The organism is Bradyrhizobium sp. SZCCHNS1022, assembly GCF_032484835.1.
In the GTDB taxonomy this organism is placed as follows: domain Bacteria; phylum Pseudomonadota; class Alphaproteobacteria; order Rhizobiales; family Xanthobacteraceae; genus Bradyrhizobium.
On the sequence record NZ_JAUETT010000001.1, the window covers coordinates 2,894,968 to 2,909,991 of the forward strand.

At 64.8% G+C, this 15,024-nt stretch carries 15 protein-coding genes; 10 read left to right on the top strand and 5 right to left on the bottom strand.

Going from position 1 to position 15,024, the window contains the following annotated elements; translation table 11 throughout:
- Positions 1 to 165: 165 nt before the first annotated feature.
- Genes QX071_RS13090 through QX071_RS13105 form a run of 4 tightly spaced genes read left to right on the top strand, consistent with a single transcriptional unit; the run spans position 166 to position 4,046 of the window.
- Positions 166 to 2,052 carry an ABC transporter permease gene (locus QX071_RS13090; protein WP_315706922.1) on the top strand — a complete coding sequence of 629 codons (1,887 nt, stop codon included), beginning with the start codon at positions 166 to 168 and terminating at the stop codon, positions 2,050 to 2,052.
- Positions 2,049 to 2,840: an ABC transporter ATP-binding protein gene (locus tag QX071_RS13095; protein WP_315706923.1), complete on the top strand. Its 792-nt coding sequence runs from the start codon at positions 2,049 to 2,051 to the stop codon at positions 2,838 to 2,840. Before QX071_RS13090 ends, QX071_RS13095 begins: the two co-directional genes overlap by 4 nt.
- Positions 2,837 to 3,541, top strand: coding sequence for an ABC transporter ATP-binding protein (locus QX071_RS13100; RefSeq protein WP_315706924.1), 705 nt, complete (start codon positions 2,837 to 2,839; stop codon positions 3,539 to 3,541). Before QX071_RS13095 ends, QX071_RS13100 begins: the two co-directional genes overlap by 4 nt.
- Before the next feature lie 13 nt (positions 3,542 to 3,554).
- Positions 3,555 to 4,046: a MarR family winged helix-turn-helix transcriptional regulator gene (locus QX071_RS13105; RefSeq protein WP_315706925.1), complete on the top strand. Its 492-nt coding sequence runs from the start codon at positions 3,555 to 3,557 to the stop codon at positions 4,044 to 4,046.
- A 152-nt stretch (positions 4,047 to 4,198) separates the two neighbouring features.
- On the opposite strand, the gene QX071_RS13110 is transcribed toward QX071_RS13105, so the two are convergent.
- The gene (locus QX071_RS13110; RefSeq protein ID WP_315766818.1) at positions 4,199 to 5,395 is read right to left on the bottom strand and encodes an amidohydrolase family protein; all 1,197 of its coding nucleotides are present in this window, start codon (positions 5,393 to 5,395) and stop codon (positions 4,199 to 4,201) included.
- Positions 5,396 to 5,631: 236 nt separating this feature from the next.
- On the opposite strand from QX071_RS13110, the gene QX071_RS13115 reads away from it, so the two are divergent.
- The 3 genes from QX071_RS13115 to QX071_RS13125 all read left to right on the top strand — a co-directional run bounded on the left by QX071_RS13115 (position 5,632) and on the right by QX071_RS13125 (position 8,260).
- A complete protein-coding gene (locus QX071_RS13115) occupies positions 5,632 to 6,513 on the top strand; it encodes an aldose 1-epimerase family protein (protein WP_316171773.1) in 882 nt (293 codons plus the stop codon).
- 263 nt (positions 6,514 to 6,776) lie between these two features.
- On the top strand, positions 6,777 to 7,241 hold the full coding sequence (locus tag QX071_RS13120) for a hypothetical protein (RefSeq protein ID WP_315706928.1): 465 nt from the start codon (positions 6,777 to 6,779) through the stop codon (positions 7,239 to 7,241).
- A gap of 200 nt (positions 7,242 to 7,441) precedes the next feature.
- Positions 7,442 to 8,260 carry an aldo/keto reductase gene (locus QX071_RS13125; protein ID WP_315706929.1) on the top strand — a complete coding sequence of 273 codons (819 nt, stop codon included), beginning with the start codon at positions 7,442 to 7,444 and terminating at the stop codon, positions 8,258 to 8,260.
- Positions 8,261 to 8,334: 74 nt separating this feature from the next.
- Here the strand turns inward: QX071_RS13125 and QX071_RS13130 are convergent, their stop codons facing one another.
- The 3 genes from QX071_RS13130 to QX071_RS13140 form a co-directional block, all read right to left on the bottom strand.
- Positions 8,335 to 8,547: a hypothetical protein gene (locus QX071_RS13130; RefSeq protein ID WP_315706930.1), complete on the bottom strand. Its 213-nt coding sequence runs from the start codon at positions 8,545 to 8,547 to the stop codon at positions 8,335 to 8,337.
- 150 nt (positions 8,548 to 8,697) lie between these two features.
- On the bottom strand, positions 8,698 to 9,141 hold the full coding sequence (locus tag QX071_RS13135; protein ID WP_316171775.1) for a hypothetical protein: 444 nt from the start codon (positions 9,139 to 9,141) through the stop codon (positions 8,698 to 8,700).
- A gap of 133 nt (positions 9,142 to 9,274) precedes the next feature.
- Positions 9,275 to 10,507: a PLP-dependent aminotransferase family protein gene (locus tag QX071_RS13140; protein ID WP_315728370.1), complete on the bottom strand. Its 1,233-nt coding sequence runs from the start codon at positions 10,505 to 10,507 to the stop codon at positions 9,275 to 9,277.
- Between the two features lie 170 nt (positions 10,508 to 10,677).
- Here QX071_RS13140 and ribB point away from each other — a divergent pair, with 170 nt between their 5' ends.
- From ribB to QX071_RS13155, 3 genes are all read left to right on the top strand, one after another.
- Positions 10,678 to 11,754 carry a 3,4-dihydroxy-2-butanone-4-phosphate synthase gene (gene ribB / locus QX071_RS13145; RefSeq protein ID WP_315706933.1) on the top strand — a complete coding sequence of 359 codons (1,077 nt, stop codon included), beginning with the start codon at positions 10,678 to 10,680 and terminating at the stop codon, positions 11,752 to 11,754.
- A gap of 75 nt (positions 11,755 to 11,829) precedes the next feature.
- Entirely contained in the window at positions 11,830 to 13,044 is a 1,215-nt protein-coding gene (locus QX071_RS13150) for an acyl-CoA dehydrogenase (RefSeq protein WP_315706934.1), read from the top strand.
- A 177-nt stretch (positions 13,045 to 13,221) separates the two neighbouring features.
- Positions 13,222 to 14,142, top strand: a complete 921-nt coding sequence (locus QX071_RS13155; protein WP_315728368.1) for an MBL fold metallo-hydrolase — start codon at positions 13,222 to 13,224, stop codon at positions 14,140 to 14,142.
- Between the two features lie 4 nt (positions 14,143 to 14,146).
- On the opposite strand, the gene QX071_RS13160 is transcribed toward QX071_RS13155, so the two are convergent.
- Positions 14,147 to 15,004, bottom strand: coding sequence for a DUF1499 domain-containing protein (locus tag QX071_RS13160; RefSeq protein ID WP_315706936.1), 858 nt, complete (start codon positions 15,002 to 15,004; stop codon positions 14,147 to 14,149).
- Positions 15,005 to 15,024: the final 20 nt, after the last annotated feature.

Here is a 15,024-nt window from a genome sequence, read left to right on the forward strand (position 1 = left end):
GTTCGGGCAAAGCGGGGGCCTCATGGTTTGAGACGCGCGGCGTCGCCGCGCTCCTCACCATGAGGGTTTGAGAGCCTATTTCGTTGATCCTCATCCTGAGGAGGCGCGAAGCGCCGTCTCGAAGGATGAGGCCCGGACTTCAAGATTTCCTGACGCGGACCGCTCATGGCCTTCTACATCGTCCAGTTCCTGACCGGCCTTGCCAGCGCGGCCTCGCTGTTCCTGGTGGCGTCGGGACTGTCGATCATCTTCGGTGTCACGCGCATCGTGAACTTCGCGCATGGCGCCTTCTATATGCTCGGCGCCTACGTCGCCTTCACGCTGACCGAGCATTGGTCCGGCGCGCTCGGCTTCTGGGGCGCTATCGTCGCGGCAGCGCTGGTGGTCGCGGCCGTCGGCGTCGTCGTCGAGATCATCCTGCTCCGCCGCATTTATCACGCGCCGGAATTGTTCCAGCTGCTGGCGACGTTCGGACTTACTTTGATGGTCGAGGACCTCGTGGTTCTGATCTGGGGACCGGACGATCTGTTGGGGCGTCGCGCGCCCGGCTTGAAAGGCGCGGTCGATTTCTTCGGTCAGAATATCCCGAGCTATGATCTGTTCCTGATCGTGCTGGGGCCGGTCGTCCTTGGCGCGCTCTGGCTTTTGTTCCAGCGCACCCGCTGGGGCATCCTGGTGCGCGCGGCCACGCAGGATCGCGACATGGTGGCAGCGCTCGGCGTCAATCAGAAATGGCTGTTCACCAGCGTGTTCGCGGTCGGCGTCTTTCTCGCGGCGCTTGGCGGCGCGCTGCAGATCCCGCGCGACGCGGTGCATCACGCGATGGATCTGCGCATCATCGTCGAGGTGTTCGTCGTCGTCGTGATCGGCGGGCTCGGCAGCATCATTGGCGCGTTCGTGGCCGCCGTGCTGGTCTCCGAGCTCAATGCCTTCGGCATCCTGATTTTCCCGACCATCTCGCTGATCCTGGTGTTCCTGGTCATGGCGGTGGTGCTGGTGGTGCGGCCCTGGGGCCTGTTCGGCAAGAAGGAAGCCCCCGCGCGCCGCACACCGGGGCTCACCGTCATTCCCTGGCATCCGTTGACCCCGGTCGAGCGGCTGGTTGCGCTGGCTGCGCTCGCGCTTCTCGCACTGCTCCCCTTCGTCGGCGGCAACTACCTGCTGACGGTCGGTGCCGAGGTCGCGATCTTCGTGATCTTTGCCGCCAGCCTGCATTTCTTGATGGCGGTCGGCGGGCTCGCTTCGTTCGGCCATGCCGCCTATTTCGGGCTCGGCGCCTATGGCGTCGCCTTTCTGGCCAAGATGGCGGGATTGCCGATGGTCGCGTGTCTGCTGCTGGGGCCGTTGCTCGGAGCGATGGGCGCGATCGTGTTCGGCGCGTTCGCGGTGCAGCTCTCGGGTGTCTATTTCGCGATGCTGACGCTCGCATTCGCCCAGATCGTCTGGTCGATCGCATTTCAGTGGGTGGCCGTGACCGGCGGCGACAACGGCATTTTGGGCCTCTGGCCGGAGAAATGGGCTGCCTCGCCGTCGCACTTCTATTGGCTGGCGCTCGGCGTCGCTGCGCTGGTGGTGAGCGTGCTCAGGCTGATCACCTTCTCGCCGTTCGGCTACGCGCTGCGCGCGATGCGCGACTCGCCGCTGCGTAGCGAGGCGATCGGGATCAACGGCAAGCTGATCCAATGGACCGCGTTCGTCGTCGCGGGCACCACGGCCGGCGTTGGCGGTGCGCTGTTCGCCTATCTCAAGGGCAGCGTCTTCCCCGACAACATGGGCATCTCATTGTCGGTCGATGCGCTGGTGATGGTGCTGCTCGGCGGCGTCGAGACTGTGGCCGGCCCGATCTTCGGTGCCATCGTCTACAAGGCGCTCAACATCTGGCTGGTCAGCCAGACCGACTTGTCCAAGCTCGTGCTCGGCATCTTCATCGTGCTGATCGTCGTCGTCTTCCCGAAGGGCATCGTCGGCATGTTCGAAAGCCTTGCGTATCGGCGCCGCAGGACGGCGGCGAAACCGCCGGTGCTCGCGGCCAAGATGGAGAGCGCGCAATGAGCCTCGGCGTTGCGTTGCTCTCGGTCGAGGGCCTGACCAAATCCTATGGCGGCATTCACGCCGTCCGCGGCGTCTCCTTCATGCTGCAGGCCGGCGAGATCCTGGCGCTGATCGGCCCGAATGGGGCGGGCAAGAGCACCTGCTTCGACATGCTGAATGGGCAGAACGTGCCGGACTCCGGACGCATTTGCGTGATGGGTGAGGACACCACCGGCCGCAAGCCACGCGAGGTGTGGCGGCTCGGGGTCGGCCGCACCTTCCAGATCACCGCGACCTATCCGACCATGACGGTGCGTGAGAACATCCAGGTCGCGCTGGTGTCGTATCATCATCGTTTGTTCGACTTCTGGAGCCCGATGGCTTCGATCGATCGCGGCGAGGCCGACCGGCTGCTCGATCTCGTCGGCATGGCCGGCTATGCGGAACGGCCCTGCGGCGAACTCGCCTATGGCGACCTCAAGCGGCTCGAGCTTGCGATCGCGCTTGCCAACCACCCGAAGCTGCTGTTGATGGACGAGCCGACTGCCGGCATGGCGCCGCGCGAGCGGGTCGAGTTGATGCGGCTGACCGCGAAGATCGCGCGCGAGCAGTCGATCGGCGTGCTGTTTACCGAGCATGACATGGACGTCGTATTCGAGCACGCCGATCGCATCCTGGTGCTCAACCGCGGCACCTTGATTGCGCAAGGCTCGCCGGCGGAGGTGCGCGGCAACCGCGAGGTACAGGCGATCTATCTCGGCGAAGGCCTGCTTTACGATGCGCGCCACCGCGAGGGGGCCTCGGCATGAAGCTCGGCGTCTCCAATCTGAATAGCCACTACGGTCCGGCGCATATCCTGTTCGACATCGGGCTTGAGGTCGGAGAGGGCGAGGTGGTGGCGCTGCTCGGTCGCAACGGCGCCGGCAAGTCGACGACCTTCCGCTCGATCGTCGGCCTGGTCGAGCTGCGCGAGGGGCAGATCATCTTCGAGGGCAATGATATCTCGAAGGCACCGACGCACGAGATCGTGCGCGCAGGTCTCGGCTACGTTCCAGAGGAGCGGCGCATCTTCACCGACCTCTCGGTCGAGGAAAATCTCGAAGTCGGCCGCCAGAAGCAGCGGCCGAATGCGCCATATTGGACCCGCGAGAAGCTCTATCAATTGTTTCCCAATCTCGGCGAAATGAAAAACCGTCCGGGCGGGCGCATGAGCGGCGGCGAGCAGCAAATGCTGACGATCGCCCGCACGTTGATGGGCAATCCTTCGCTGGTGCTGCTGGACGAGCCGTCCGAGGGCCTGTCGCCCAAGATCGTCGAGCAGATGGTGGACGCGATCCTCACCATGAAGAAGGCCGGGGTCTCGATGATCGTGTCCGAGCAGAACCTGCATTTTGCGCGGCTGATCTCCGATCGCGCCTATATCATCGAGCGCGGCCGCATCTGCTTCTCCGGCACCATGGCCGAGCTTGACGCGCGGCCCGACATCCGCGACGCGCATCTGTCGATCTGAGGTAAGAAATCAAATGGCAAAGAGCGCCGCGCCGAAACGACCAGGTAAGGCTTCGACGAAGGTTCTACCTAAGACTGTGGCAAAGTCATCCCGCACGCCGTACGTCCTGGACGAGCAGATCGGCTTCATCCTGCGCCAAGTCTGGCAGCGCCATACCATGATCTTCGCGCGCGACATCGGCACCAATTTGACGCCTACGCAATGGGCGGCGCTGTCGAAGCTCGCCGAGACCGGACCATGCTCGCAGAACCAGCTCGGGCGGCTGACCGCGATGGACGTTGCTACCATCAAGGGCGTGATCGACCGCCTGACCGCGCGCGGCCTCACCGAGACCACGCGCGATCCGCAGGACGGCCGGCGACTTTTGGTGAGCCTCACCCGTGCCGGCCAGCAGCTCGCGGACAAGACCGCGCCGCTCGCGCTGGCAATCTCCAGGGAAACACTGGCGCCGCTCGACCCCAAGGAGCGCGAGACGCTGCTTTCGCTGCTGAACAAGTTGCGCTGAGTCCGTTGCGCCGTCATTGCGAGCGAAGCAATCCAGAGTCCGGTTAGAAATCCGGATTGCTTCGCCGCTTACGCTCCTCGCAATGACGTTGCTCACATCGGGATTTCCGGGTTCGCGCGCGCCCCGGAATGACGGTGCGTGGCGCCGAAGAACTACTTCGCCATGATCTCCGGCACCTTTTCCGCCGGCGGGGTGTTGCGGCTGCGCTGGGTGCGGACGATGCCGTCGATGATGGTCATCCCGACGCCCGGCAGGTCGCCGAGCTGCACGCTGTCGAGCAGCGTCTTGGCCGGCGAGTGCTGTGCCTTATCGAGCAGGACGAAGTCGGCGGAGCGGCCGACCTCGATCAGCCCGCAATCCAGCGCGCGCATCCGCGCCGTGTTGCCGGTGGCGAAGCAGAACGCGATCTCCGCCGGCACCTCGCCCAGCGAGGACAGCATCGAAATCATGCGCAAGATGCCGAGCGGCTGCACGCCGGAGCCGGCCGGCGCATCGGTGCCGAGGATGATCCGGGCGAGGTCGCCCATTTCGCGCGCGGTACGCAGGGTGTACAGCGCCGAGCGCTCGTTGCCGTTATGCACGAGTTCGAGCCCGCGCTTGCAGCCCTCGCAGATGCAGCGGATCTGATCGTCGGGGAGGGCAGTGTGTCCGCCGTTGATGTGGCCGACCACGTCGGTATCGGCCTCCAGCACGACGTCCTTGTCGATCAGGCCCGAGCCCGGGATCGAGGGCCCGCCAGTATGGATCGTGCTCTGGATGCCGTATTTGCGGGCCCAGCCGACCATCTTGCGCGCGGTCGGGCCGTCCTTGACGCCGCCGAGGCCGACCTCGCCGAGCAGCTTGACGCCGGCCGCCGCAAGCTCCTTGAAATCGTCCTCGACCATCTCGCATTCGATCACCGGCGCACCGGCATGCACCTTCACGCCGCCCGGACGCAGCGTCCAGAACGCGCGCTGCGCAAAGATCGCCATCGCCTTCAGCCCGACCACGTCGCGCGGCCGTCCCGGCATATGCACTTCGCCCGCCGAGATCATCGTCGTGACGCCGCCATGGAGATAGGAATCGATCCAGTTGATCTGGTTCTGCCGCGGCGTCCAATCGCCGGCCACCGGGTGCACATGGCTGTCGATCAGGCCCGGCGCCACCGTGGTGCCGTGCGCATCGACGATCGTCGTGGCGCCTTCGGTGTCCACGTCCTTGAAGCGGCCGACCGCGGTGATCTTGCCGCTCTCGGCAACGATGGTGTCGGCGTCCAGAATGGGCCGCTCCAGCGCGCCCGACAGCATCAAGCCGATATTGCGGATCACCAGCTTGCTGGGGCCGGTGGCTTGCGGCGCGTCATGGGCCATCGAACGTTCCTTTCCTCACGAAAGCGGTTGTCTCGGACTCTGCGCCGGGGCGCGGCGCAGCATCAAGCCGGATTGTTCATTCGTACACGAATGAACGTGACCGGCAAGCGGCCGTGCTGCATGAAGAATCGGCGCAGCCCGCCTGTCGGCGCGGCAATTCGTATGGTGCCGCTGGACGGCATTTGCGCGATCCGGCATCAACAGCCGAGACTGGTCATCATGGTGCGGGTAGGGACATGACGGACGACATTCAGACCATCTGTGCGGGCGGCCTCACGGCCAGCATCAAGGCCGATGGCGCCGAGCTGTGCTCGCTGAAGACACCGGAAGGGCTGGAACTGCTCTGGCAGGCCGGGCCGGCCTGGCCGCGTCATGCCCCCTGGCTGTTTCCCATCGTGGGCCGGCTGAAGGGTGACGAGCTGCATCACCGGGGCCGGACCTATCCGATGACCCAGCACGGCTTTGCCCGCGATCTTCGTTTCGCCTGGCGGGAGTGCGAGGCCAGTTCCTGCTCGCTGCTGCTGACCGACAGCGAGACGACGCGAGCGCGCTATCCATTCGCCTTCCGCCTGGCCGTGAGCTACCGGATCGAGGCCGCTAGCCTCGACATCGCCGTCACAATCGAAAATCCCGGCGCCGAGGTGTTGCCGGCCTCGTTCGGCGCCCATCCCGCGTTCAATTGGCCGCTTTCCCCGGAGGCGCCGAAAGACAGCTACCGGCTGATCTTCGCGCAGGATGAGTTGGCCCCGATCCGCCGCCTGGCCGGCGGGCTGACGCGTGTCGCGCCCGAACCCTCACCGGTCCAAGGCCGGGTGCTGCCGCTGCGGGAAGCCCTGTTCGCCGAGGATGCCGTCATCCTGGATCGGGTCGGTAGCCGCTCGCTCCGCTATGCCGGAGACCGCGAACCGGCAATCGGCATCGCCTGGGAGGGCTTCCGCGAGCTCGGCATCTGGTCGAAACCATCCGGCGCACCGTTCCTCTGTGTCGAGCCGTGGCGGGGCTATGCCAGCCCGGTCGATTTCGACGGCGAATTCGTCGATAAGCCCGGTCTCATGCATATCGCGCCTGGTGCGGCGGAGAGCTTGCGGCTTCGCATCGCGCTCTGCAGCGCGATCTGACGTCCTGTGAGCATCGCGACGACCGTGGGTTAACCCTGATTTTTAATCGCCGTCTGGAAATGGCCGGGGCGCAACTTAGATGAGTTGCGCAGCGGGGCCGTACTGATCGAGGGCGTCCAGAGGGGCCGGCCATCCGGGGGACTGAGCTGTTACTTGAACAACAGGCTCGGCAGGACCCCATCAGCACGTATGAGTGGCTGCTGCGGTGATCTGATTTCGCGGGGCGGGGCGCGTATTGCGGTACGCGTATTCAGGAGGAAGCGATGGTCCTGAAAATGTTTGCGGTTGTTGCAGGCGTCGCGCTGTTCGCCGGGACGGCGGCGTTGGCGGGCGAGTACCGCCCGGACGATTTCTTGCAGCTCGAACTCTCGAAGGCGGTGCTGTCGCCGACGCCGCTCGGCCCCGAGGCGCATTTCGAGCCGGTTCCGATCGAGGCCAAGGGTGATCACACGGTAGTCGCGGCACAGCCCGACACCAAGGCCGATGTGCCGCGCGCGATTGCCACGCGGCGGATTCACGTAGCCAAATCCCACGACAAGTCCCATGACAAGTCGCTTGCCGCCTCACGCCGTGCCTCGGCCGAGCCGGCGGTAACGCGGCCGCGCGGTGCGGCTCGCGCCCGGCTTGCCCACCGTCGCGGCAACCCATTTGATGCGGAAGCGATGGACACCCGGATCCAGACTTGGCCGTGCAGGCCCGGCAACGGCGCCATCTGCAACTGGAGGTGAGGGCGCATCCCCTGGAAGTGGCTCCGTGATGCCGATTGGAACCCCCTCGCATCATCTTGATTGCTATCTGCTGCACGAGCGCTTGATCTCTCAATCCGCTCGCAGGCAGATTGATCTGCACCCGCCAACACGTTGATTATCCAGCCAGTCGTCATCGCTTGCGCTTTGCACGTTCGGCGCTGCGCTTCCCGAGGGCCTCCATGGACAGCATTGAAACTCAGGGCATCCGCCTGCCGCGGCTTGGGCTCGGCACCTACCGCATGCAGGGCACCGTGTGCCGCGAGGCGGTCGAGAGCGCGCTCGCGCTCGGCTACCGCCATATCGACACCGCCGAGATGTACGCCAATGAGGATGCGGTCGGGGCTGCGCTGGCTGCGGCGGGGGTGCCCCGCCAGGAATTGCACGTCACCACCAAGGTCTGGCCGGAGAACCTCGCACCGGATTCGATCCGCCGTGCGTTCGACACCAGCCTGAAGAAGCTGCGCCTCGATTTCGTGGACCTCTATCTCATCCACTGGCCGGCCCCCGGCATGGATCTTCCGGCCGCGCTCGAGACGCTGATGTCACTGAAGGAGCAGGGACGCACCCGCGCCATCGGCGTCGCCAATTTTACCGTCGCGCTGCTCAAGCAGGCGGTCGAGCAGGTCAAGGCTCCGATCGCCTGCAATCAGATCGAGTATCACGTGATGCTCGATCAGAGTAAGGTCATGCGCTACATGGCCGAGCGCTCGATCCCCTTGGTCGCCTATTGTCCGCTGGCGCAGGGCCGCGCTGCGTCGAACGAGACCCTGATCGCGATCGGCAGGAAACACAATGCAGGTGCGGCTCAGGTCGCGCTGAAATGGCTGTTGGATCAGAAGGGGGTAGCCGCGATTCCGAAGGCTGCGCGCAAGGAGAGCCAAACAGCCAATCTCGACGCCCTCAAGCTTCAACTGGACGATGAGGATCGCAAGACCATCGCCGCGCTGCCCAAGGATCAGCGCTTCGTGAATCCTGGCTTCGCGCCGGAGTGGGACTGAATAGAATAAGTCCGAGGGTTTGCGCGCAAGAGAATGGCCCCTGCAAGGGGCCATTCTGGTTTCGGCGCTCGCGATCAGTAGCCGTGGCGGTGCCTGATGACCACGGTGCGGTCGTGGTGGTGGTAGAACGGCCGATGCCACTCGCGGTGCACGCGGTATTCGGCACGCGCGCCGTCCCAGTGATGACGATGACCGCGCTTGATGACCACGGTCTCCGCGCTGGCAAGTGACGGCAGCGCGATCACCATCGCGCCCAGAGCGGCAAGAGCCAAGCCAAGCTTTTTCATGTCGTCCTCCTCCTCAAGCTTTGGTGGACGATAAACTTCGCGTGTGGAGGAAACGTTCCGCTGGAACTAACAGCAAATTCCTGAACGCTTGTTCAGGCCGAGTGCGGTATTGCTTTAGCTGACGGAAGCCGGCGCGACTTGGTGCGGCGCCTACTCGCACTTGCGCAAGGACGGCGTGGGCTTGCCATTGGCAACGAAGCGGCCGTCGCGGATCGTGTAGCTGCCGTCAGTACTGCGATTGAAGATGGAGCGGATGCTGCCGTCGGCCTGCTTCGTGACGCCGTTCTCGCGCGTCTGCCGATAGCGCGGCATCGTGATCGACAGCACCAGCGTGTGATCGGGTTCGATCCGGGCGCCCGTAACCTCGTTGTTGTCGGAGGAGTCGAGATCCCGCCGGTAGATCAGGTGTCCCTCCGATGTGGCTTCGTAAGAAATCGTACTGCCTTGACCTTGTCTGGGCGGCTTTGCGCAATCGACCGCCCAGGTCCCGAGCAGCCCCCAATCGCGCGCGACCTCGACCGCAGTTTCCGCCGCGACGGGCGGCGCGAAACAGATCAGCAACACTGCGGCGGAGAGCGGTCGGGGATGCAACACGGGCAATCTGCTTCGTAGTGAGGTGAGCGACGAGAGCCAACGTAACGTGCCACGCCAACAGTGCAATGCCTCCGCCTCCGTTCCCGGATCCGACTTCGGTCGGACGCATTGCTGCAAGCGCTGTTGATCGCCTCTAGAGGCGCGTCTTATCCATATTTGCTGATCGGATTGGCACGCCGAACTCCTGGCGGCAGACCTCGGCAAGAATGGCCACGCCGTCGCGGATCTCCTGGTGCGAGGGGCTGGCAAAGCACAGCCGCAGCCGGCTTCCGGCATGAACCGGATCGGTCGACCATTCCGGTCCCGGATTGATCGCGACGCCTGCCTTCAGGGCCGCTTGGGCGAGCCTCATGGCATCGACCTGGTCCGGCAGCTTGACCCAGAGGAAGATGCCGCCGTGCGGCGCTGCGAATTCGGCCGCCGTGCCGAATTCTGCGTTCAGCGCGTCCATCAGGGTTTCCAGCTTGGCGCGCAGGCCACGGACGAGCCCTGGCACGTGGCTGTCGAAATGCGCCGTGCAGTATTCCGCGAGCAGCATCTGCTCCAGCGCGCCCGAGCCGGCGTCGGTCTTCAAGGCCAGCATGATCGACATGAGCTGCCAGGGTGCGACCACGAAGCCGACCCGCAGCGCCGGAGCGACGGATTTCGAGAACGAGCCGATATGAATGACGCCACCATGCTCGGCGAGCGCGTGGATCGCGCGCGGCCGCTGGCCGTCCCAGGTGAGATCGGCGTAGCAGTCGTCCTCGAAGATCGGGACACCATGTTGTTCTGACAGGCGCAGCAGCTCGAGCCGCCGGCTCTCCGGCATGACGGTGCCGGTCGGGTTCTGAACGGTCGGAATGGTATAGATATATTTCGGCCGGATACTGCGGGCCTTGAGCCCGGCGAGCGCCGCTGCCAGCGCGTCCATCCGCATGCCGTGCTGATCGAGCGGGATCCCCACCGCCTCGACGCCGAGCCTGGCGAGCCGGGTCAATGTGCCTTGATAATTGTCCCGCTCGACGATCACGGTATCTCCGCGTGCAAGCAGCGCCTGGTTGATGAGATCGAGCGCCTGCAGTGAGCCCGAAACCATCATGATGTCGTCGGCGCTGCAGGAGATCGCAGCGTCCCGCCGGAGCTTCTCGGCAAGGAAGGCGCGCAGGGGCCGATATCCCTGGGGGCCGTGCCCGAGCCCGTAGGTGGCAAGCCCGCGGCCCTCGCGTACGAGAACGGCGTCCGCCGCTGCGCGGAAATCCTCGACCGGGACGCCATCCGGATCGTTGTTGCCGCCGACAAAGCTGTATTTTGCAAGGCCGTTCCAGCGTGCCGCAGGTGCCGGCAGGCCGGCGGGCAGCAGGGGAGAAAAATCGAATAAGGCCATGTGCGGCGCCTCCCTTGTTCTTGTTTGCCGCCGATCCTAAACAACTCCGCGAAGATTGTCCCGACATGGACGTCGATGCGCGCGTTTCGCATGGCGGAAGCCCTGCCAACAGGCCTCTGGCGCCCCCCGGCGAACCCGGCTAAAGCACCGGGAACCAAGTGAGATCTGTGATGGCCGATTCAATCCAGGAAGTTTTGCAGGCGTTCGCCAGGGGCGAGCTCGTGGTCGTGACTGACGACGATGATCGCGAGGGCGAGGGGGATCTGATCGTCGCGGCGTCGTTCTGCACGTCGGAGAAGATGGCGTTCATCATCCGCCACACCTCCGGCATCGTCTGCGCCCCGATCACCACCGAAGAGGCGCGGCGGCTGCGGCTCGACCCGATGGTGGCGTACAATGATTCCGCGCACACAACCGCCTTTACCGTCTCGATCGACTACAAGCCGGACGGCGGTACCGGCATCTCGGCCGAAGAGCGCGCTTCCTGCTGCCGCGCGTTGGCCAATCCGAACGCGGGCGCCAATGACTTCGCGCGTCCCGGGCACATCTTTCCCTTGATCGCGCGTGATGGCGGCGTGCTGCTGCGCTCGGGCCATACCGAGGCGGCCGTCGATCTCTGCAAGCTCGCAGGGCTGCCGCCGGTCGGCGTCATCTCCGAGTTGATGAATGACGACGGCACCGTGATGAAGGGCGAGCAGGTCGTCCGCTTTGCCGCCGCCCACAAGCTCAAGCACGTCACCATCGCCGATCTGATTGCCTATCGGCAGGCGCGCGAGAAGCTGATCGAGCGGGTCTCGACCTTCACCACCGACAGCCCGATCGGGCCCTTGCAGGGCTATGCCTATCGCTCGCCATTCGACCCGATCATGCACGCAGCCTTCGTGTATAACGGGATCGGCGACGGCAGGAACGTGCTGACCCGGCTGCACAAGCCGAACATCGTCAAGGATCTCATCACCGGTCCGCAGCGGGTCCAGGAGGTGCTGCAGCACTTCAAGAAGGCCGGGCGCGGCGTGCTGGTGTATTTGCGCGACGGAGCGGCCGGCGTGCCCGTCGAGCCGGTCGGCGAGATGCAAACGGCGGAGGCGGATCGTCATCGCCAGTGGCGCGAGGTCGGCGTCGGTGCACAGATCCTGCGCGATCTCGGCATCACCTCGATCCGGAACCTCACCTCGTCGGTGCACGACTACAAAGGCTTGTCCGGATTTGGCATCGAGATCGTCGCCAACGAACGCCTTGAAGGCTGAAACCCGACGATTTAACCTCCATAACTGCCAAGATTAACTGCCAAGATACGCAGTCATGACGCGAAAGGATTTTTCATGAGCGTGCGCCCCCAGGCGAAGGACAAGCCGTCCCAGGCCGGCTTCCAATGGGATGATCCGTTCATGCTGGACGATCAGCTCACCGAAGACGAGCGCATGGTGCGCGACACCGCGCGCGCTTATGCGCAGGACAAGCTGTTGCCGCGCGTGACCAAGGCCTATCTCGAGGAGAAGACCGATCGCGAGATCTTCAACGAGATGGGAGAACTGGGGCTGATCGGCATTACGCTCCCGGAGGAATATGGCTGTGCCAATGCGAGCTACGTCGCTTACGGCCTGGTCGCGCGCGAGATTGAACGGGTCGATTCCGGCTACCGCTCGATGAACTCGGTGCAGTCCTCGCTGGTGATGTACCCGATCTACGCCTATGGCGACGAAAACCAGCGCAAGACATATCTGCCGAAGCTCGCGAGCGGCGAATGGGTCGGCTGTTTCGGCCTGACGGAGCCGGATGCGGGCTCCGATCCCGGTGGCATGAAGACCCGCGCCGAGAAGGTTTCGGACGGCTACCGGCTGACCGGCAGCAAGATGTGGATCTCGAACGCGCCGATCGCCGACGTCTTCGTGGTCTGGGCCAAGTCGGCCGCCCATGACAACCAGATCCGCGGCTTCATTCTCGAGAAGGGCATGAAGGGGCTGTCGGCGCCGAAGATCGGCGGCAAGCTCAGCTTGCGGGCCTCGATCACCGGCGAGATCGTGATGGACGGCGTGGTGGTGCCGGAGAGCGCGCTGCTGCCGAACGTCTCCGGACTGAAGGGGCCGTTCGGCTGTTTGAACCGCGCCCGCTACGGCATCTCCTGGGGCGTGCTCGGTGCGGCCGAGGACTGCATGCACCGCGCCCGGCAATACACGCTCGATCGCAAGCAGTTCGGCCGGCCGCTCGCCGCCACCCAGCTCGTGCAGAAGAAGCTCGCGGACATGGAGACCGAGATCGCGCTCGGCCTGCAGGCCTCGCTCCGCGTCGGCCGGCTGATGGACGAGGGCAAGATGGCCCCGGAGATGATCTCGATCGTCAAGCGCAACAATTGCGGCAAGGCGCTGGACATCGCGCGCATGTCGCGCGACATGCACGGCGGCAACGGCATCCAGATCGAATATCACGTGATGCGCCACACCGCGAACCTCGAGACGGTGAACACCTACGAGGGCACGCATGACGTGCACGCGCTGATCCTGGGCCGCGCCATCACCGGCATCCAGGCATTCGGGTAGGTTGTCGCTATCGCTCCGTTGCTCTTGCTGTCATCGCCCGGCTTGATCGGGCGATCCAGTAAACACCGGCATATCGAGTCTCATGCACGCCGCGGCGTACGGGATATCCCGCTTTCGCGGGATATGACGAGCCGAGAGCGGAGCGCCCGTTTGCCCCTCGCGTAAGAAGGTGCTGCAATGGCCGAGGACGACGTCCCATTCAACCGTAATTTCCCGCTCCAGCCAGGGGTGGTGGAAGAGGTTCGTCCCGGCATCCGCCGCGTCCTCTGCAACAATCCGAGCCCGTTCACCTTCACCGGCACGGTCAGTTACATCGTGGGCAAGGGCAAGGTCGCGATCATCGATCCCGGTCCCGACAACGAGGCCCATGCGGCGGCGCTGCTGAATGCCGTGCGCGGCGAGACCGTCACGCACATCCTCGTCACCCACACCCATCGCGACCACTCGCCGAACACCGGCCGGCTGAAGGCTGCGACCGGTGCAACGGTTTATGCCGAAGGGCCGCACCGGGCCTCGCGGCCGCGCTATGAGAGCGAGAAGCACAGCCCGGAGTCCGGCGCCGACCGCGACTTCGATCCGGATGTACGGGTTGCCCAGGGCGACGTCATCGAAGGTGACGGCTGGCGGCTGGAGGCCGTTGCCACGCCCGGCCACACTGCCAATCATCTCGCTTTTGCCTGGCCTGAGCGAGGTGCGAGCTTCGTCGGCGATCACGTGATGGGCTGGTCGACCTCGATCGTCGCGCCGCCGGATGGTTCCATGGTCGACTACATGGCCTCGCTGGAGCGGCTCGCGGCGCGGCCGGAGGAACTTTATTTCTCAGGTCATGGCCCCGAAATTCCCGAGGCTCCGCGCTACGTCCGGTTCCTGATCCGGCATCGCCAGGCCCGCGAGGCCTCGATCCTGCATCGACTCGGCAAGAGCGAGGCCGACATTCCGAGCATCGTGCGCGCCAGCTATATCGGCATCGATCCGCGGCTGACGACCGCGGCCGGCTATTCAGTGCTCGCGCATCTGGAGGACCTCGTCGCTCGCGGCGTGGTTGCCACGGAAGGCGATCCGGTGATTGGCGGGACGTATCGGTTGGCGAACGATTAGCTCGTCACTTCTTCACCGTCTTCGCCGGCAGCTTGGCAGGCGGCGGCGGGATCACCTTCTTGACCGGCTTCTGCGCCTCGGCGTCGCCGGCCGTGTTGAGATCCTCGATGAATTTCGTCACCCGCGCTGCGTTGCTGCCGAGGTCGGAATCGAAATAGCGTGAGGCCGAGCGGATATCGATCCGGGCATCTTCGCCGTCGGGTTGCACGCGAATGGAGATGTCTTCACGGAAGCCCATGATCGGGGTGCGCGCGATCGCCTCGATCCGCCCGATTCGGCGCGGCGGCTGCGGCGCCCGCTCGTCGACGATGAACCATTTGCGGCGGGTGACCAGCTTCAGCACGATCGCGTAGGCGCGCTCAGGCGACAGTTCGAGCTGCACCGGCTCGATATCGGGATAGGCCTTCTGCTGCTGCTCGGCCGCATAGAGCCCGGCATAGACCGCGGTGTTGGTGCCGTCACCACTGCGCAGAGGCGCGAGCGCCTCGAAGCGCGGGGGATCGATCGGGTCGGTGGTGATGTCGTAGATCTTCGGCAGCTTGCGGTATTGCAGAGTGAGGTAGGCGGGATAGGCGAGCACGGCCGCGTCGATCAGGAAGGCGAGCAGGATGCGTCCCATGCCGCGGCTGCCGTTCTGCCAGATGGCCACGAACGCGGCGAGCCCGACCAGGATCGAGAGCACCGCAAGCCCCAGTGCACCGAAGAAGGTCGCGAGCGCCGGCTTCATCTCGAGGAAGTCGAAGCGGACAATGAGGATCGAGACGAACACAGCCACCACCGAGAACACCGCGAGATTGCGGGTCCAGGTCGCCAGGCTGGAGACGGGCTCCGACAGATAGGGAGCGTGAAATCTGCGGGCCATCTGGGCTCTGGGCTGTTGCG